Consider the following 17,943-nt stretch of genomic DNA (forward strand, 5'->3'; position numbering starts at 1 on the left):
TTCACCGCTCAAGGCGCGAAGGCGACGCGCTGCCAGTCGACGAGCGCGGGGGCGCGCTTCTCCAACTCGGCCCCGCCGGCCACGGCGCCCTTGCGCAGCCCGTGGAGGAGCAGCCGGCGGATCTGTCGATCCCTCTCCGCGTCGAAGAGCAGGCGGGCACCGCGCGCGAACTGCGCCTCGTACCAGAGCTTGACCGGGGCCGGGGCGAGCGGATCGAACCCGGCGAGAGAGTGGGCGCCGTCGCCACCGCCGCGCGCGGCGAGCCGCGCGAAGACCGAGTCGATCTCTTCCATCCGCCCCTCTTCGAAGCGCGAGAAGGCGAGCCGAGCGGCGGCGTGGACGGCGACCTCGGTGGCCCAGGGCGGCTCGGCCGAATAGCCGAAGGACGTGAAGGCGAGCCGCACCACGTCGACCTGCGCCACCACGTCGGCGAGACCGAGGGAGGCCGCCTCGGCGCCCGAGCCGCGCACGGGGCTGCCGCCGGTGGGCGGAAGCGCCCCGCCGAGCAGATCGCGCCAGAGAGCGACCGACTGATCGTCGCCCCAGGCGGGCAGTGCCACACCCCACTCGCCCATCGTCTGCGGCAGGCCGAACGGCCGGGTGAAGCCGCCGCGCTTCCAGTCCTCGGGGTCGACGACCCAGACCGTCAGGCGAACCGGGCGGTGCGCGAGGTCGGCGAGCAACCCGGCGAGGAGCTCGAAGCGTCGCTGCACGTGGGCTGCACGGTCGAGGGCCCCCGGGCTGTAGCGCACCTCGACCAGCTCGCCGCGCAACTGGAGCAGGTAGGGCAGATCCGGCTCGGCGGCACTCGCCGACGCCGCGGCACCTGCGACGACGCTCGAGCACCCCAGCACGATGCCCAACACGATCCCCGATCGCCTCACTCCGGCCTCCTTCCCTCGCGTCGCTGCGATTCTCCTCTCGGGGGCCCGGCACGGCAAGTCGGCGCCCGCCGGGGCCGGCGTTAGACTCCCGCCATGCGCGGATTCCAGATCGAAAGCCACGGCGGGCCCGAAGCCCTTCTCTGGCGCGAGCTCCCCGATCCGCAGCCCGGACCCGGCGAGGTGCTCGTGCGGGTGCGCGCCTGCGGCCTGAATCGACTCGACCTGTGGGTGCGCGACGGCGTGCCCGGACATCGCTTTCCGCTGCCGCTCGTTCCCGGCAGCGACGTCACCGGAGTCGTCGCGGGGCGCGGCCCGGGCGTCGACGACCTCGAGATCGGCAGCCGCGTGATGCTGGCGCCGGCCGTCTCCTGCGGACACTGTCGCCGTTGCGTCGCCGGCCAGGACCATCTCTGCCGGCGCTACGCGATCCTCGGCGAGCACCGCGACGGCGGCTACGCCGAGCTCGTCGCCGTGCCGCGACGCAACGTGCTGCCGCTCCCGGCCCGTCTGTCGTTCGTCGAAGGCGCCGCGCTGCCGCTCGTCTTCCTCACCGCCTGGCACATGCTCACCGCGCGCGCCGGCCTGCAGCGCCACGAGGACGTGCTCATCCACGCCGCCGGGTCCGGCGTGTCGAGCGCGGCGATCCAGATCGCCCGCGAGCTCGGGGCGCAGCGGATCATCGCCACGGCCGGCAGCGAGGAGAAGCTCGCCCGGGCGCGCGAGCTCGGCGCCACCCACACGGTCAACTACCGCACCGACGACTTCGTCCGCGCCGTCAAGGAGGCGACCGAGGGCAAAGGCGTCGAGGTGGCCGTCGACCACATCGGCGGCGAGACCTTCGAGAAGACGCTCAAGGCGCTCACCTGGGCCGGCCGCGTGGTGCTCTGCGGCGCCACCGCCGCACCGAGCGCCGAGCTCAACTTGCGACTGGTCTTCTTCAAGAGCCTCTCCGTGCTCGGCTCGACAATGGGCAGTCTCGCCGAGCTCCACACGCTGCTACCCTACTTCGCCCGCGGAACGTTCCGCGCCGTGGTCGATTGCACCTTCCCACTCGCCGAGGCGGCCGACGCCCAGGAGGTCCTCGCCCGACGCGAGGCGTTCGGCAAGGTGGTGTTGACGGTCGGAGAGACCGGATGAGCGTCGAGGTGCACACGATCGCCGTTCTCGGCTCCGGCACGATGGGGCGCGGCATCGCCCACGTCGCCGCGCTCGGAGGCTTCGCCACGCGGCTCTACGACGTTGCCGAGACCGCCATCACCAGCGCCCGCGCGGCGATCGGACGTGATCTCCGCAAGGGGGTCACACTCGGCAAGGTCGCCGCCGACGACGCCGTCTCCGCACTGGCCCGCCTGAGCTGCACGACCGAGCTGGCGACGGCCGTGGAAGGGGCCGAGCTGGTGATCGAAGCGGCCCCGGAGTCGCTCGCGCTGAAGATCGAGCTCTTCACCGCCGTCGCCCGCCACGCCCCCGCCGACGCGCTCTTCGCCTCCAACACCTCGGCACTCTCGATCACCGAGATCGGTGCCGCCACCGGGCGACCGGATCGCTTCGCCGGCATGCACTTCTTCAACCCGGCACACGTCATGCGCCTCGTCGAGCTCGTCCGCGGGCTCGAGACCGCGGAGTCGACCCTGGCCTCGCTCGCCGCGGTTTCGCGCTCCATGGGCAAGGAGGTGGTCACGGTGCGGGACGTCCCCGGCTTCGCGACCTCGCGGATCAACGCGCTGATCGGCAACGAGGCATTCCGCATGCTCGAAGCGGGCGTCGCGTCGGCCGAGGACCTCGACACGGCAGTCAAGCTGGGGCTCAATCACCCGATGGGACCGTTCGAGATGGTCGACCTGGTGGGGCTCGACGTCCGGCTGTCGATCCTCGAGCATCTCCACGCCACGCTCGGCGAGGCGTTCCGCCCGACGCATCTGCATCGGCAGTTCGTCCAGGCCGGCCGACTCGGCCGCAAGAGCGGTCGCGGGGTGCACCGCTACGACGCCGAAGGGAGGAGGATCCCGTGACTCGCGAGACGGCCTCAGACCTGACCGGACGCGGCGCGCTGGTGACCGGCGCTTCGGCCGGCATCGGATTGGCCGCCGCCCGCGCTTTGGCGCACCGCGGCGCCCGGGTGGTGATCGCTTCGCGCGGCGGCGCCAAGCTCGCCGCCGCGCAGCGCGCCCTCGCCGACGAAGGATTCGCCGTCGCCGCGATCGCCGCGGATCTGCGCCAGGGCGAGGAGATCGAGCGACTCGTCGAAGAGGCGGAGAGCCGCCTCGGTCGGATCGATATCCTGATCGCCAACAACGGCGGCCCGGTCGCCAAGCCGGCGGTGGAGCTCGTCGAAGAAGACTGGCTCGCCGCCATCCCGGCCGTGCTCCTCTTCGTGCCGCGCCTGGTGCGGCTCGTCCTGCCGGGGATGCGGGCGCGCCACTGGGGGCGCATCGTCGCCGTCAACTCGGTTTCGGCACGCCAGCCGATCCCCAACCTCGCCCTTTCCAACACGCTCCGCCCCGCCGTGCTCGGCTACCTCAAGACGCTGTCGCAGGAGGTCGGTGGCGAGGGTGTGACGGTCAACGCGGTGCTGCCCGGCTACACCGCCACCGAGCGCCAGACCGAGCTCGCCGCCGCGACCGCCGCCCGCACCGGCCGCCATCCGGACGAGGTGCGGGCGGGCTGGACGGCCAACGTCCCGCTCGGGCGTCTGGCCGAGCCGCAGGAGATCGGCGAGGCGATCGCCTTCCTCGCCTCGCCCGCGGCCTCCTATCTGACCGGGCAGGCGCTAGCCGTCGACGGCGGCTACATCCGCGGCCTGCCGTAGCCCGACATCGCCCACCCAGCCGACGCTCCGAGGAGCTTCCGATGCGCCCTTCCGTCCGTTCACCCTGGCTCCGGCTCACCGCCCTCGCGGTGCTTGCCGCGTTCGCGCTCGCCTGCGCTTCGACCAACCTGCCGCCGATCTCGGCGACGGGCAGCGCCTTCACGCCGCTTGCCGACGAGGTCGCGCTCTGGGAGAGCTCGCGCGAGGAGGAGGCGAAGCTGCTCGAGAAGGTCCGGCTCTACGACGACCCGGCGCTCGAGCGCTACCTCGCCGGAATCGTCGACGAGCTCCAGCCGCCGGGCATGGCGGCCAACCGCGAAGTGCGCACCACGATCCACGTCGTCGCCGACCCGACCCTCAACGCTTTCGCCTACCCGCACGGCTCGCTCTACATCCACACCGGGCTGCTCGCCCGGCTCGACAACGAAGCGCAGCTCGCCACCGTCCTCGGCCACGAGATGACGCACGTCGACGGCCGCCACATGCTGCGCCACCAGCGGGCGGCGCAGAACCGCGAGATCGGCTTCACCATCGCCTCGATCGCCGCCTCGGTGATCATCGCCGAGAAGGTCGGCGACCTCTACTGGGACGGGCACTGGGGCGAAGCCGCAGCCGTCGAGATCCTCGCCAACGTGATCGCCAGTCTCGGTCTCGAGCTCGCCTTCATCGCCGCGGTCAACGGCTACGGGCGCGAGCTCGAGCGCGAGGCCGACGCCGGCGGGCTCACCCGACTCCGTCTCGCCGGCTACGACACCGCGCAGGCACCGAAGCTCTACGAAGCGCTGCTCGACGACCACGGCGAGCCGCCGGCCAAGGTCGAGGCGTTCTTCTTCGGCAGCCACCCCAACCTCAAGGATCGCATCGCCCGCACCGAAGAGGCGCTGCGCGCCCAGGGCCCGGTCGCGCCGGGCTCGCGGGGGCTCGGCGACCAGCGCGAGTTCGCCCTGCGGATGCGCACCGTGGCCCGCGACGACGCGCGGCTCAACCTCGAGCTCGGCCGGCTCGAGCTGGCGGAGAGCGAGTTGGCACGCGCCCGCCGCGAGCTGCCCGGCGACGCCGAGACCCAGTTTCTCGTCGGCATGCTGGCGCGCACGCGCGCCGCGACCGCCAAGGACGCCGCGGGGCGCGACGCGCACCTCGACGACGCGGCGACGGCGTTCACCCAGGCCCTCGGGCTCGATCCGGGACACGCCGAGGCGCACCGCGAGCTCGGCCAGCTCGCCTACGACCGCGGCGACCGGCGCTCCGCCTGCAGCCACTTCGCCGCCGCGCTGCGCAGCGACCGGGATCTGCCCGGGGCCGACCGGATCGAAGACCTGCTCGACGAGCTCGACGCCGCCGGCGACTGCCGCTGAGCGGCGAGCGTTTCGACGACGGCGAGCCCGACGACAGGCGACCGGCGCTCGGGCTAGCATCGCCCGCATGAGCCGAGCCTCCGCCTCCCCGTCGTCCGAACGTCCACCGCGGGTCGACTTCGCCGCCGTCACCGCCGAGTTGCCGCTGCTCTGCTGGACGCCGCGCCGCTGGGGCGAGCTCGCCGCGGCGAACCTGCCGACCTTCCTCGCGGACCACGCGGTCTGCGAGCAGCAGGTCGCCCTCTTCGCCCTTTCGCTCGTCGGCCAGTACCCCGAAGACGCTCTGCTGGTCGACAAGATGAGCGCGCTCGCCGCCGAAGAGGTGCGCCACCTGCGCCGCGTCGCGCAGATCCTCCGGCGGCGCGGCCTGCAACCCGCCGGGCGCCGGAAGAACGCCTGGGCGCAGGCGCTGCGCGAGCGCATCGGCGCACACGGCCGGGGGCGCCTGAAGGTCGACCGACTGATCGTCGGCGCCCTCATCGAAGCGCGCAGCTGCGAGCGCTTCACGCGGCTGCTCGAGGTGCTCGACGACCCGGAGGTCGAGTGGCTGCTGCACGACCTCGGACCGGCCGAGAAGCGCCATTGGCAGCTCTTCTACAAGCTCGCTCTGCGCGAGCTTCCCGAGGACGAGCTCGCACCCTACTTCCGCGGCTGGCTCGAGCACGAGCGCGATCTCGCCCGCGGGCTCGGCCGGGCGCCGACCGTGCACGGCTGAGCGACGGCCGGGCGAGCCGCGTCGGAGCTCGCGAGGCTATACAAACGCGTCGCGCGCCTTGGCGCCGGCGAGAATAAAATCGGATCCGGCGACGCTGCGACTTGCCGTTACCGCGGCGGAGAGGGGGGGCGGATCCGTGTGGTCAGGCCGAGGAGCGGCTCTCGTCAAGCGGCTTCTGTTCGTGCTCGCGCTGTTCGTCGCCGCAGCGCTCCGCGAGGGAGACGGCGCCGCGGTCGATCAGGCGATCATCTGGTTTCCCACCGGCGTCGGCGTCGCCGGACTCTGGCTGCTCGGTCTCCGCGAGTGCGGGATCATCGTCGCCTGCACGGCGGTTCAACGCCTGCATCTCGGCTACGACCTCGGCGTGGCCGCCTCGGCCGGGGTCGGCAGCGCCGCCGAGGCTCTTCTCGGGGCCGCCCTCCTCCGCGGCTTCGACTTCGACGGCGCGCTCTCGCGGCTGCGCGATTTCGGCGTGCTCCTCCTGGCGGCGATCGCCGCCCCGACGGCCAGCATCGCCGCGTCGTGGCTCGGCCGCCTGCTGATCTGGCGCCATCCGGACATGGCCTTCTATTCCGGCTGGGGAGGCTGGTGGCGGATGAACGCCCTCGGCGTCCTCGCCATCGTCCCTCCGGCGGTGGCCTGGCTCGAACAGCGCTCCGACCCGCTCTCCCGGCGCCAGAAGCTCTTCGCCGCGCTCGCCGCCGCCGCCGGCGCGGTCGGCACGCTGTGGATGATCGAACGGCTGCCGGTCAACGTCACGGGCGTCCTGTTGCTCGTCAGCACCCTGGCTTTCTCGCTGCTTGCCGGCGTCCGCTTCGGGCCGCGCGGAGCGGCGACGACGGGCGCGGTCGTCGCGATCGTGATCGCCTTGTCGACGATCGCGGGCAAGGGGCCCTTCCTCGCCGTCGCGCGGGTCGAACGCCATACCGCCCTGCAGGTCTTCGAGCTGCTCCTCGTCACCGTACCGCTCGTCGTCGGCGTTCTCGTCGCCGAACGCGAGACCGCCCGCCTCAAGGTGGCGGAGAGCGAAGCGACCTACCGCGCGCTCGTCGAGAGCCTCCCGGACGTCGTCATGCGCTTCGACCACCGCGGGCGGTTCCTCTTCGCCAACGAGAACCTCCGCACGATGATCTCCGGCGAGCCGTCGCACCTGCTCGGCAAGCCGCCCGGCGAGCTCGGCGCGCCCGAGCCGCAGGCGCGTCTGCTCGCGCAGGCCGTCACCGCGGTTCTCGAATCCGGAGCGGCCTTCGAGGGCGAGGTGACGACCGAGGGCGACGGCGGCATCGACTGCCACAATTGGCGGGTCGTGGCCGAGCACGACGAGCGCGGCGAGGTCCGCTCGGTCGTCGCCGTGGGGCGCGACCTGACCGCCCGCCGCCGCGCCGAAGAGGAGATCCGCAGCCTCAACGAGGATCTCGAAGCGCGCGTCGTCGTCCGCACCGCCGAGCTCACCGAGGCCAACCGCGAGCTCGAGGCGTTCTCCTATTCGGTGTCCCACGAGCTGCGCGCCCCGTTGCGCGCCATCGACGGCTATGCGGCGGTGCTGGTCGAGGACGACGGCGCGGCGCTCGACGACGAGGCGAGGAGGCACTTCTCCGCCCTGCGCTGGAACGCCCAGCGGATGGGCCAGCTCATCGACGATCTGCTCGCCTACTCCCAGGCCGGCCGCGCCAGTCTCGAGCGGTCGACCGTCGCCATGCGGGAGGAGGCCGAGAAGGCGTTTGCGCGAACCGTCCCGGATCTGCAGGCGCGCGCCCGGATCGCCTTCTCGATCGGCGACCTGCCGGCCGTGTCCGGCGACGCGCCGATGCTCCGCAAGGTCTTCGAGATCCTGCTTTCCAACGCCGTGAAGTTCTCGTCGGGGCAAGCGCAACCGACGATCGCCGTCGAAGGCGTGCTCGAAGGAGGCGAGGCGGTCTACCGCGTGCGCGACAACGGGGTCGGCTTCGACATGCGCTATGCCGGCAAGCTCTTCGGCGTCTTCCACCGTCTGCACGGCGCGCACGAGTTCGAGGGAACCGGCGTCGGATTGGCGCTCGCCCGGCGCATCGTCCTGCGCCACGGCGGACGCGTCGGGTGCGAGGGAGAGCTCGGCCGGGGCGCGACGTTCAGCTTCGCCCTGCCGTCGCTCGCGCCCACGCGGCGATGACCTCGCCGCGCTAGCCGGCGCTCGGCTCGGCGCCCGGACCGGCCGGCAGCTCTTCGAGACGCTGCAGGATCTGCGTCACTTCGACCTCGGCGCGGCGGATCTTGCCGCGACAGACCTCGACGAGCGCCGCGGCACGCTCGAGCTCGAGGGCGAGCTGGTCCACGTCGACTTCTTCCCGTTCGATGCGGGCGAGGATCGCCTCGAGCTCGCGCATCGCGGCGGCGAAGCCGGGCTCGGGGGTGGCGGGCGGGCTGTCGGGGGTCTTCGGGCTCATGCGTCCTCCACCAGGCTGGTGATCTTGCCGTGCGCCAGGGTCGTGATCAGCCGCTCGCCGGGCCGCGCCGTCGCCGCGTCGCGCAACACCGTTCCATCGGCCCGCCGGGTGAGGCTGAACCCCCGGGCGAGCACACGCTCAGGACCGAGCTCGGTGAGCAACCGGCCGTGGCCAGCGAGCCGCGCGGCGGCGAGTGCCAGGCGTGCGGCGGCACGATCGGCGATCCGCCGCCCCAGGGTCTCGCTCGCGCCGCGTGACCGCTCGATTCGCCGCGCCGATTCGCGACCCAGCCGCGCTCCGGCATGGGCGACACGGCCGCCGGCCTCCCGCAGTCGCGCCGCACCGGCGCGCCCGACCGCACGCTCGAGCGCCGCCAAGCGATCGGCGATCCGTCCGAGCCGCGGCGAGGCGAGGGCGAATCCCCGCCCGGCGCGCTCGACCTGCCGCCGCGCCCGCGCGATCGGTTCGCCGGCCTCGCGGATCAGACCGTCGCGCAGTCGGACGAAGGCCGCTTCGGCACCGCGCAGTCGCTCGACCAGCAGCTCTCCGGCCTTGGTCGGCGTCTTCGCCGCGGTGTGAGCGACGAGGTCGGCGATCGACTGGTCGATCTCGTGCCCGAGCCCGGTGACGACCGGCACCGGACAGCGGGCCACCGCCTCGGCGACCGCGCGGCTGTCGAACGCCGCGAGGTCGGTCCGCGCTCCGCCGCCGCGCACCAGGACCACACAGTCGACCGGCAGCGTGCCGGCGAGCGCGAGCGCCGCCGCGACGTCGCGTTCCGCCTCCTTGCCCTGGACCGCCGCGTGCACGAACGTGACCTGGAAGCCGAACCCGCTCTCGCGAAGCGTGGCGAGAAAGTCGTGGTAGGCCGCGCTCCCCTCGGAGGTGACGAGCGCCAGGGTAAGCGGCAGCTCGGCGAGACGGCGCCCCCGGTTGAGCTCCACGAGCCCGGCAGCCTCGAGCGCCGCCAGGGTCTCGCGGCGGCGCCGGGCGAGCTGGCCGAGCGTGAAAACCGGGTCGACCTCGCGGACGACCAGCTGCAACCGGCCGCCCGGCGGGTAGAACGACAGCTCGACCCGGCAGCGAATCGCCAGCCCTTCGGCGAGCTGCTGGCCGGTGCGCCCGAGCAGCGCTCGCACCTTGGCGAGATCGCCCCGCCAGAGCACGCCGTCGAGCCGGCCGACGATCTGGTCGGCGTCCCCCTTCTCGATCAGCTCGAAATAGAGGTGTCCGTTGGCGTGCGACTTCAGGCGCTGCAGCTCGCCGGCGACCCACACCGACGGCATCGCCTCGGCGAGCAGGTCGCGGATCTCGCCGCCGAGCTGGGAGACCGTGTAGGTGGGCTCGAGCGAGCCGAATGCCACGTCAGTGGAACGACTTGAGAACGTCGGCCGTGGCCAGCGGCAGCGACTCGGCCCACTCCACCGCCTTGCGGTCGCCGTCCGTGCGCTTGCGCATGAACGCGACCGCGTCTTCGCGGTCGGAGAAGAGCCGCCAGATGAAGGTATGGCCGGCCGGCGCGGTGAAGTAGGTGTAATCGCGCGCCCCGGAGCTGTGCTGGAAGCCGAGGTCGTTGTCGCCGTTGACGCCGACGCAGGCCATGGCGATCGCCCGATGGGCGAGTGCCAGCGCCTTCAGGGCGTCCTCGTATTCGGCGAGCTCCTCTTTCGACTGCACGGAGTGGAAGAGCGAGAGCCGGGCCGAGTCCTCTTCGCCGAGCAGCGTGTAGGGCAGGTCGTGCCGGTCCATGGCGTCCTTGATCTCGGCCGTCCCGACGAACACGTCGTCCGTCCCGATCACCTTGTAGGTGATGCAGAATGCGTCGGTCTCGAACTTCGGCACCGCCTCGGCGAGGATGCCCTCGTCCTCGACGGTGAAGTAGTACAGGCGATTGAGCAGGCGTCGCGGCGACATCGGGTCTCTCCTGGGGAAGCGGCGAAGGGCGGCCGCGCCGGGCCGCCACGGATCTTGTTAACTGCTATCCTATCAGCAGCTTGTCCGCCGAACCAAAGGCCCGTAGCGGCCCGCCGAACCGCGTCGGGGCGATCCCACCCCCCGAGTCCGCGACGGTGAGCCCCCAGCTTGAGCTGCCGGCGGCGGTGCTCTGGCATCGCCAGGAGGGGGGCCTCGCCGGCCCGTTGATCGCGGCGCTCGCCACCTTCCCTGGCGTGACTCGGATCGACGACGAGCTCCTGGTCGTCCTGCCGGTCGCGGGAGACCCGGAGGTCGTCGACGTCGCGGTCGCCGCCGCCAACCGCCTGGCACTGGCGGCGGACGAACGCGACTTGCCGCGCCGGCTCGTCTTCCCGGCGACGGTTCGCTCCGGCCCGCAGGGGCTCGCCCTGCTCCCCGACCCCGTCCTCGAGGCCATCGCCCGACAGACCCCGACACTCGCTCCGCAAGTCGTCCACCTGACGACGCGCGCCGCGCAGGCTCTCGAAACCGCCCATTCGCTCATCTCGGCGGGGACCTACGACTCGCCGAGCGGCCACTCCTTCCCCCTCGTCACGCTCGACCGCTCCGCTGCGTCGCCCCCGCCGTATCGCAACTCCGACCTGCTCGGTCGGCGCCTGCGCTGGGTGCCCCGCGAGGTCGAGGAGCGCGCCCTCGCCGAAGCGCTCGACGCCGCCGAGGTCGTCCGGATCACCGGCCCGGTGGGCACCGGCAAGACCCGTCTCGCCTGGGAGACGACCCGGAAGCGCGGCGGGGAGGTGATCTGGGTGTCGATCGGCTCGCGGCGAGCCGCGCGGCTCGCCGGGGTCGATCTGGCCACCCTGCTCACCCAGCGACTCGGGAACGGCAGCGCGCCGAGCCCTCGCGGTCTACCCGCCCCGGCCCTGGCCGAGCGGATGGCGGCGCTCGCGGCGCAGTCGACGGAGCGGCTCCTCGTCCTCGACGGGCTCGAAGCGGCGAGCCCCGAGGAGTGGGAGACGATTCGCCCGCTGCTCGCCCGTGGCGCCGGCCGGGGGTTGCACCTCCTGCTCCTCGGCCGGACCGGGACGCGCTGGCCGAACGAGTGCCGGCGCTCGACCGTCCTCCACATTCCACCGCTCTTCGGCGAGGCCGAGGAGGTCGTCGCCCGACAGGCCCTCGATGGCCTGTCGATCCCTCCGGCGGTCGAGAAGCGCCTTCGCGAAGCGGCGGGCGGCAACCCGTTCGCCCTGGAAGAGGGGATCATCCAGCTCGCCAATGTTCGCCAGCTGCGTCGGATCTACGGCTCGTTCTTCTTCAGCGGCGATGCCGGCGCCGGCTACCTCGCGTCGCCCCGCTGGATCCGCCATCTCGAGGCCGAGGCGACCCGCCTCGGCGATCCGATGCCGCTCCGGCTCCAGGCGCTCGCCGGCGAGCGCGTCCCGCCCGACGAGCTGGCGCGGGCAGCCGAGCACCTGGGAACGCCGACGGCCACCGGCTGGCAGTCGACCTATCTCGCCACGCAGTGGCTGCGCGCCGCCGACGGTCCCTGGGGCGAGGGCGTCGAGCTGCCCACGCCCGCCCACGCCTGCGCCCTGGCCGCGACGCTGTCGGCCGAGACGCAACCGGTGGCGCGCCGAGCGATCGGCGAACGGATGGCCATCGCCGGCGGCACGGCGCTGTCGCGCTGGAACAGCTATCGACTTCTCGCCGGGAGCCTCGCCGGGGCGAAACAGCTGCGCACCGTCGTCTCGTCCCCCCATTCCGAGGTGCCGCGCCTGGAGTTGCTCGCCGCCCTGCGCAGCGAGGTGGCCCTGCTCACCGGTCGCCCCGAGGAGGAGGAGCTCGAATTCGACCTCCTCTGGGCGTTGCTGCCGCTCTCCCGGCGCGTCGGCAAGCTGCACGAGCAGGAGCGCGAGCTCGACCGCGCCTTCGCCCTGGCCGAGCGGCGCGGTGAGGTCGACCGCTTCCTCGCCCTCGCCACGCTGCGTGCCGAATTGGCCCAGAACTCCGGCCGCCACCGCGAGGCCGAGTCGCTGCTGCGCCAGGCGCTCTCCGCCGCCAGTGGACGGGACGACCGGCGCAAAGGGCTGCTCGTCGTCGAGCTGGGGCGGGTCCTGTTGCGGCAGGGGCGCGGCGCCGAAGCACGGGACCTGCTCGAGCGGGCGCTCGAGGCGTTCGTCCGCGCCGGCCGCTCCGGCCTCGCCGCGACCTGCCAGTTCCTGCTCGGCAACGCCGCGGTGCACGACCGGCGCTTCGCCGAGGCCGAACGGCTCTACCGCGACTCGCTGCTCACCCGGCGCGAGGCCGGCCTCCCGGCGGCCACCGCCGCGTCGCTCTCCGCCCTCGGCGCCCTGATGCTGGCGCGCGGCGACTACCCGCGGGCCCTCTCCTACTGCCGCGAGGCCGAGGAGATCCTCGCCGAGCATGGCAAGGAGGGCGAGGAGAGCTTCGCCCTCATCGGACTCGGCAGGGCGCACGCTCGACTCGGCGATTTCGCCGCGGCGACGCCCTGGCTCCGCCGCGCCCTCGCCCTGCGTGAGGGTCGCGACGACCGTCAGGGCGAGGCGATCGCCCGCCTCGCGGTGGCCGAGAACCACTACGATCTCGGCCAGCTCCGGTCGGCGCTCGACGAGGCGCGCCGCGCGCATTTCGATCTCTCGCTGCTGCCGGAGGGCGAATCGCGTGCCGACGCCGAACACCTGCTCGGTCGCATCCTGCTCGGCATGAAGCAGTTCGTCGAAGCCGACCGCTGCCTCGCCGAGGCCGAACGGATCCACCGCGAATCCGGCAAGCCGTCGCTCGCCCTGCGCGATCTCGCCCGACGCCTCGAGGTGGCGATCGCCGCCAACGACGTCGAGGCGATCAGCCGCCATGCCGGCCTCCTCGCCACGCGCCTCGAGGCGCTCGACGACGCTCGCCCCGCCGACGAACCGTTCGACTTCCATCTCCACCGCGCTGCGATCTGGCTGCGCCAACGCGGGCTCGCGGCCGAGGATCCCCAACCGCTGCTCGAGCGCGCCTACGCCGAATTGATGCGCCAGACGTCGTTCCTCGAACCGGCGCAGCGCAGCCGCTTTCTCTTCCAGATCCGCCTCCACCGCGAGATCCTGGACGCCGCGACGCATGCCGGCCTGCCGCTCTCCGGCGTCGGCACAGGCGGCTGAGCCGCCCGCATTCCCTTCCGGCTCCTCCGATTTCGGGCGGCGCCCTTCGTGCCGCCGACTGGAACTTTCGCTCCCGCCCCTCGTAGGAGAGGACGTGATGCGGAGCCAAGCGACCACTCCCGAGCCCGAACCCGGCGCCGCGATGTCCGAAATCGAAGGAAACGAGAGGGGTTTTCTCATGCGGAACAAGAGGCTGATCGTCGTGCTTGCCGTCGTTCTCGTGGGCGCCAGTCTGGTCGTCGCCCGCGCCACCACCTCCGCCAAGCCGAAGGAGGAGGAGCCGCCCTTCCGCCTGGGCAAGGTCCAGGCCGAGGACCTGCAGGTGAGCGTGCGCGAGGTCGGCGTCGTCGATCCGGAGATCAAGGTCGAGGTCAAGTCGACGGTTTCCGGCCGCGTGCTCGGGCTGCGGGTGCGCGAAGGAGACACGGTTGCCGCCGGCGACGTCCTCGCCGAGGTCGAGCCCGACGTCAACCAGGCCCAGTCGCTCTCCGACGTGAAGTCCGCCGTCGGCACCGCCGAGCTGCGGCTGCGCGAGGCGGAACGGGATCTCGCCGCCCAGAAGTCGCTCTACGACAACGGGCTGATCGGCAGCGAGCAGCTGCGCAGCTACCAGGCGGCGCGCGACATCGCCGCCGACACGCTGCTCACCTCGCGCACGCGCTACCAGATCGTCGAGGACCGCGGGATCCCGATCTCCGGCGACGCCTCGACGCAGAAGGCACGCGTCACCGCACCGATGGCCGGCGTGGTCATCAAGAAGGGCGTCGAGCTCGGCGAGACGGTCACCTCCGGCGTCTCCTCGTTCAATGCCGGGACGGTGCTCTTCACGGTCGCCGACCTGAAGTCGCTGATCATCCGCGTCAATCTCAACGAGGTCGACATCGCCAAGGTGCACGTCGGCCAGCCGGTGCGCGTGACCCTCGACGCCTACCCGCAGAAGACCTTCGCCGGCAAGGTGCGCTTCGTCGCGCCGGCCGCCAAGCTGGTCGAGAAGATCAAGGTCTTCGAAGTGGAGGTCGCCCTCGACCAGCTCGACCCGTCCTTCCGCACCGGGATGAGCGCCAACGTCGAGATCCTCGGCGAGCGCCGCGACGCGGCGCTGTCGATCCCGCTCGAAGCGCTGCAGCGCCGCGAGGGCGAGACGGTGACCTACCGCCTGAAGGCCGACCTCGAGCCGAAGCAGCTCGCCAAGGCACGCGAAGGGCTCGCCGGGCGCAGCAAGTTCGTCTGGCTGTCGGAGAACTGGAAGGACTACTTCGAGCCGGTGACGATCCAGGCCGGCGTCGCGACGCTCGAGCGCGTCGAAGTGCTCGACGGCCTCAAGGCCGGCGATCAGGTGGCGCTCGAGGACGTGACGCGCAAGAAGGTCGAGAAGGACGACGAGAACAACTGAGGCGAAGCCTCATCCTGAGCGAAGCGAAGGATCCCATGACTTCCTCGATCATCGCCACCCGAAGCCTGACCAAGACCTTCGGCAGCAACGGCACCGCCGTCCACGCCCTGCGTGGCATCGACCTCGAGGTCCGAGCGGGCGAGTTCGTCGCCCTGATCGGCCCGTCGGGATCGGGCAAGAGCACGCTCATGGCGATCCTCGGCTGCCTCGACACGCCCACCGGCGGGAGCTACGCGCTCGCCGGGCGCCAGGTCGAGAAGCTCGCCGGCGCCGAGCTCGCGGCGATCCGCAACGAGAGCGTCGGCTTCGTCTTCCAGCAGTACAACCTGCTGCCCAAGGCCTCGGTGCAACGCAACGTCGAGCTGCCGATGCTCTATGCCGGGGTGCCGCGGCGCGAGCGGCGCGAGCGAGCGCTCGAGCTGCTCGCCCAGGTCGGTATCCCCGAGAAGGCCAACGTGCTGCCGGGAGCGCTCTCCGGCGGTCAGCGACAGCGTGTCGCCATCGCCCGCGCGCTCGCCAACCGACCGGCGTTGCTGCTTGCCGACGAGCCGACCGGGGCCCTCGACTCGAAGACCGGGCAGGAGGTGCTCGCCCTCTTCCGCGAGCTCCACGCCCAGGGCAACACCCTGGTGCTGGTCACCCACGACCCGGCGATCGCGGCGCTCGCCGAGCGCCGCGTCGAGCTGCGCGACGGCCTGGTGCACGTCGAGGCGGCGCAGGCGGCGGCATGAGAAGCTCCGGAGCGTTTCGCGAGCGGCTGCGCGAGGCGTGGATCGAGATCCGCGAGAACCCCGGCCGTTCGGTGCTGCAGGCGCTCGGGGTGGTGCTCGGGGTCGCCTCGGTGCTCGGCGGCTTCTCGATCTCCGACAGCCAGCGCCGTCAGGCCGAGCGCATCTTCGCCAGGATCGGCGGCATCGACAAGCTGAACGTGATGCCGACCGACATCGTCGCCGACGGCACGCCGAGCGCACTCGCCAACGCCAATCTCGGCCTGCGCATGCAGGACCTGATCGAGGGCGAACGCGTGCCGTCCGCCAAGGCCGCCAACGCCACCAGCCTGCAGCGCCGGGCGCGCGCGCGGGTCCGGTCGGAGTTCGCCGACCAGGAGCGCGACGTCACCGGGATCGGCGCCGACTACGTGGCGATGAACGGCTACGAGATCGAGCACGGGCGCGGCCTCTCCTCCCACGACCTGGCAAGCGGCGCACCCGTGGTGGTGCTCGGCTCGGAGGCGGCGAGCGTCTTCTTCCCGACCGGCGACATCGTCGGCCGCACCATCCGCATCGGCGACGTGCCCGCCACCGTCGTCGGCGTCTTCCGGGAGAAGGTCTTCCGCTTCCGCGAGGGGCAGCACAACATCTTCTCCTGGCGCAACCGGATCATCGCCGTCCCGTCGCTGCTCGTCGCCGCGCGGATGAACGGCGACGAATACCACCGGCTCGACCGCATCACCTTCCGTGTTCCCGACCTCAAGGCGATGGCCGACTTCTCCCAGGAGCTGTCCTCGCTCGTCACCACCAACCACCGCCTGCAGAAGGACTTTCGCCTCGACGACGTGGCCAAGAGGCTGCAGCGACAGCTCTCGCAGGGCGACATCTACAACGTCGTCTTCATGCTCTCCGGCGTCCTCGCGCTGCTCGGCGGCGGCATGGTCAACGTCAACATCCAGCTCGCCTCGCTCAAGGAGCGGGTCCGCGAAGTCGGCGTGAAGATGGCGATCGGCGCCCCCGGAGCGGAGATCTTCAAGGCGTTCATGACCGAGGCGCTCCTGCTCACCCTGCTCGGCAGTCTCGCCGGCTTCGCCATCGGCATCCTCTTTTCCTGGATCATCACCTCGTCGATCGGCATCCCGATGTCGCTCGCGCCGATGAGCTTCCTTTGGGCGACCGGGCTCGCCGTGGTCTTCGGCTTCCTCTTCGCCCTCTACCCCGCGATCAAGGCCAGCCGGCAGTCGCCGATGGAGGCGCTGCGCTATGAGTGAATCCCTCGCCCTCTCCCCGCCGGCGGTGCGCGAGCCGGCGGCGCCCCGGCGCCGCCGCAGCTTCGGGGTCCGTGCCGCCCTCGTCTGGGAGGTCGTCACCGGCGGCCTGCGCGAGCTCTGGGCGCACAAGCTGCGCTCCACGCTGACGCTCACCCTGCTGATGCTCGGCGTTTTCGCCCTGGTGGTGATGACCTCGGTGCTCGACGGCATCAAGGACAAGGTCGCCACGGGATTCGCCGGCATGAGCTGGGACGGCACGGTGATGCTCGCGCCGCGCTCGGCGAAGACCTCCGAGCAGCAGAAGCGCTTCGCGATGAGCCCCGGGCTGCGCTACGAGGACCTGTCGCGGATCACCACCCCGCATCCGCAGGTGGCGGGATTCTCGCCGCGCGCCACCCGCCGCAGCGTGGTGCGGACCGCTGGCGGCTCGGAGCGGATCTTCGTCAACGGCGTCACGGCCGACTACGCCTTCCTGATGAACCGCCCGATCGGCCTCGGCCGCAATCTCACCGCCGACGACCAGCGGCGGCGCTCGACGGTCGCCGTCGTCGGGGCGACGCTCGCCTCGAAGCTCTTCGGCGGCAGTGACCCGGTGGGCCGCGATCTGGTGATCGAGGGGGTGCCGTTCCGCATCGTCGGCGTGCAGGCGGGCGGGATGATCTTCAACGACGAGATGTACATGGACGCCAACGGCGTGCTGCTGCCGCTCGAGACCTACATGGACCGCATGGACCCCGAGCACCAGCTGGCGCACGTGGCGGTCAAGCTCGCCGATGCCGACGCCCTCGACGAGGTCTCGGCGGCGATGCTCGCGCGCGTCAAGCAGGCCCACCACGGCATCGACGACGTCGAGATCAAGAACCTCGACGCCGAGCTGGTCCGGGCGCGGCAGGACTTCGACAACCAGATCCACGGCTGGAGCGTGGTGCTCTTCAGCCTCGCCGGCACGGTGCTGCTGGTCGGCGGCGTCGGTGTCCTCTCGGTGATGCTGATCTCCTTCTCCGACCGTCGCTACGAGATCGGCCTGCGCAAGGCGATGGGCGCCGACGATCACCAGATCCTGGTGCAGTTCCTGCTCGAGGCGGTGGTGCTGGCGGCGATCGGCGCGTCGATCGGCACGCTCGGCGGGAGCGCGCTCTGTCGCGCCCTCTCCGACAAGTTCCCCTGGGGGCTGGTGGTCAACCCCTACGGCCTCGCCGCCGCCTGGGCCATCGCCCTGGCGCTGGCGCTCGTCTTCGGCCTCTATCCCGCCGTCCGTGCCGCGCGCCTCTCCCCGATGGAGGCGATGCGGTAGTACCCTAGCCG

The 17,943-nt window shown here is 72.0% G+C and carries 15 protein-coding genes; 11 read left to right on the plus strand and 4 right to left on the minus strand.

All coding sequences use genetic code 11. The annotated features are described in order from the left end of the window. Positions 1–8 precede the first annotated feature (8 nt). Entirely contained in the window at positions 9–884 is an 876-nt protein-coding gene (locus IPJ17_00675) for a hypothetical protein (GenBank protein QQR74149.1), read from the minus strand. A 93-nt stretch (positions 885–977) separates the two neighbouring features. On the opposite strand from IPJ17_00675, the gene IPJ17_00680 reads away from it, so the two are divergent. The 6 genes from IPJ17_00680 (at position 978) to IPJ17_00705 (ending at position 7,912) form a co-directional block, all read left to right on the plus strand. Beyond that, a complete protein-coding gene (locus IPJ17_00680) occupies positions 978–2,021 on the plus strand; it encodes a zinc-binding dehydrogenase (GenBank protein ID QQR74150.1) in 1,044 nt (347 codons plus the stop codon). Continuing rightward, on the plus strand, positions 2,018–2,896 hold the full coding sequence (locus IPJ17_00685; GenBank protein ID QQR74151.1) for a 3-hydroxyacyl-CoA dehydrogenase: 879 nt from the start codon (positions 2,018–2,020) through the stop codon (positions 2,894–2,896). The genes IPJ17_00680 and IPJ17_00685 overlap by 4 nt, the downstream gene beginning before the upstream one ends. A gap of 20 nt (positions 2,897–2,916) precedes the next feature. Beyond that, complete coding sequence (locus IPJ17_00690) at positions 2,917–3,693, plus strand: SDR family oxidoreductase (protein ID QQR76048.1); 777 nt, start codon at positions 2,917–2,919, stop codon at positions 3,691–3,693. 41 nt (positions 3,694–3,734) lie between these two features. Beyond that, positions 3,735–5,048 (plus strand): M48 family metalloprotease, encoded by a 1,314-nt coding sequence (locus tag IPJ17_00695; protein ID QQR74152.1) that lies wholly within the window; start codon positions 3,735–3,737, stop codon positions 5,046–5,048. Between the two features lie 67 nt (positions 5,049–5,115). Then, positions 5,116–5,763 carry a tRNA-(ms[2]io[6]A)-hydroxylase gene (locus IPJ17_00700; GenBank protein ID QQR74153.1) on the plus strand — a complete coding sequence of 216 codons (648 nt, stop codon included), beginning with the start codon at positions 5,116–5,118 and terminating at the stop codon, positions 5,761–5,763. A 58-nt stretch (positions 5,764–5,821) separates the two neighbouring features. Beyond that, positions 5,822–7,912, plus strand: a complete 2,091-nt coding sequence (locus IPJ17_00705; GenBank protein QQR74154.1) for an MASE1 domain-containing protein — start codon at positions 5,822–5,824, stop codon at positions 7,910–7,912. Between the two features lie 10 nt (positions 7,913–7,922). Here IPJ17_00705 and xseB read toward each other — a convergent pair whose 3' ends face one another. The 3 genes from xseB to IPJ17_00720 are packed head-to-tail and all read right to left on the minus strand — an operon-like array spanning position 7,923 to position 10,100. Then, positions 7,923–8,186, minus strand: a complete 264-nt coding sequence (gene xseB / locus IPJ17_00710) for an exodeoxyribonuclease VII small subunit (protein ID QQR74155.1) — start codon at positions 8,184–8,186, stop codon at positions 7,923–7,925. Continuing rightward, positions 8,183–9,550: an exodeoxyribonuclease VII large subunit gene (gene xseA, locus IPJ17_00715; protein QQR74156.1), complete on the minus strand. Its 1,368-nt coding sequence runs from the start codon at positions 9,548–9,550 to the stop codon at positions 8,183–8,185. Before xseA ends, xseB begins: the two co-directional genes overlap by 4 nt. A gap of 1 nt (position 9,551) precedes the next feature. After that, complete coding sequence (locus IPJ17_00720) at positions 9,552–10,100, minus strand: hypothetical protein (protein ID QQR74157.1); 549 nt, start codon at positions 10,098–10,100, stop codon at positions 9,552–9,554. A 155-nt stretch (positions 10,101–10,255) separates the two neighbouring features. Between IPJ17_00720 and IPJ17_00725 the strand changes: the two genes are divergently transcribed. From IPJ17_00725 to IPJ17_00745, 5 genes are all read left to right on the plus strand, one after another. Beyond that, on the plus strand, positions 10,256–13,264 hold the full coding sequence (locus IPJ17_00725; GenBank protein ID QQR74158.1) for a tetratricopeptide repeat protein: 3,009 nt from the start codon (positions 10,256–10,258) through the stop codon (positions 13,262–13,264). Between the two features lie 178 nt (positions 13,265–13,442). Continuing rightward, positions 13,443–14,657: an efflux RND transporter periplasmic adaptor subunit gene (locus IPJ17_00730; protein QQR74159.1), complete on the plus strand. Its 1,215-nt coding sequence runs from the start codon at positions 13,443–13,445 to the stop codon at positions 14,655–14,657. A 35-nt stretch (positions 14,658–14,692) separates the two neighbouring features. Then, positions 14,693–15,388, plus strand: a complete 696-nt coding sequence (locus IPJ17_00735; GenBank protein ID QQR74160.1) for an ABC transporter ATP-binding protein — start codon at positions 14,693–14,695, stop codon at positions 15,386–15,388. Continuing rightward, positions 15,385–16,638 carry an ABC transporter permease gene (locus tag IPJ17_00740; protein ID QQR74161.1) on the plus strand — a complete coding sequence of 418 codons (1,254 nt, stop codon included), beginning with the start codon at positions 15,385–15,387 and terminating at the stop codon, positions 16,636–16,638. Before IPJ17_00735 ends, IPJ17_00740 begins: the two co-directional genes overlap by 4 nt. Beyond that, positions 16,631–17,932 carry an ABC transporter permease gene (locus IPJ17_00745; GenBank protein ID QQR74162.1) on the plus strand — a complete coding sequence of 434 codons (1,302 nt, stop codon included), beginning with the start codon at positions 16,631–16,633 and terminating at the stop codon, positions 17,930–17,932. Before IPJ17_00740 ends, IPJ17_00745 begins: the two co-directional genes overlap by 8 nt. Positions 17,933–17,943: the final 11 nt, after the last annotated feature.

It is taken from the genome of Holophagales bacterium, assembly GCA_016699405.1.
Lineage (GTDB): Bacteria > Acidobacteriota > Thermoanaerobaculia > Multivoradales > JAGPDF01 > JAAYLR01.

Bases quoted from the DNA above. Each gene is read 5' to 3' on its own strand.
- IPJ17_00685 (QQR74151.1), top strand. From the start codon at position 2,018: ATGAGCGTCGAGGTGCACACGATCGCCGTTCTCGGCTCCGGCACGATG.
- IPJ17_00700 (QQR74153.1), top strand. From the start codon at position 5,116: ATGAGCCGAGCCTCCGCCTCCCCGTCGTCCGAACGTCCACCGCGGGTC.
- IPJ17_00735 (QQR74160.1), top strand. From the start codon at position 14,693: ATGACTTCCTCGATCATCGCCACCCGAAGCCTGACCAAGACCTTCGGC.
- IPJ17_00695 (QQR74152.1), top strand. From the start codon at position 3,735: ATGCGCCCTTCCGTCCGTTCACCCTGGCTCCGGCTCACCGCCCTCGCG.
- IPJ17_00680 (QQR74150.1), top strand. From the start codon at position 978: ATGCGCGGATTCCAGATCGAAAGCCACGGCGGGCCCGAAGCCCTTCTC.
- xseB (QQR74155.1), bottom strand. From the start codon at position 8,186: ATGAGCCCGAAGACCCCCGACAGCCCGCCCGCCACCCCCGAGCCCGGC.
- IPJ17_00720 (QQR74157.1), bottom strand. From the start codon at position 10,100: ATGTCGCCGCGACGCCTGCTCAATCGCCTGTACTACTTCACCGTCGAG.
- IPJ17_00745 (QQR74162.1), top strand. From the start codon at position 16,631: ATGAGTGAATCCCTCGCCCTCTCCCCGCCGGCGGTGCGCGAGCCGGCG.
- IPJ17_00730 (QQR74159.1), top strand. From the start codon at position 13,443: ATGCGGAACAAGAGGCTGATCGTCGTGCTTGCCGTCGTTCTCGTGGGC.
- IPJ17_00740 (QQR74161.1), top strand. From the start codon at position 15,385: ATGAGAAGCTCCGGAGCGTTTCGCGAGCGGCTGCGCGAGGCGTGGATC.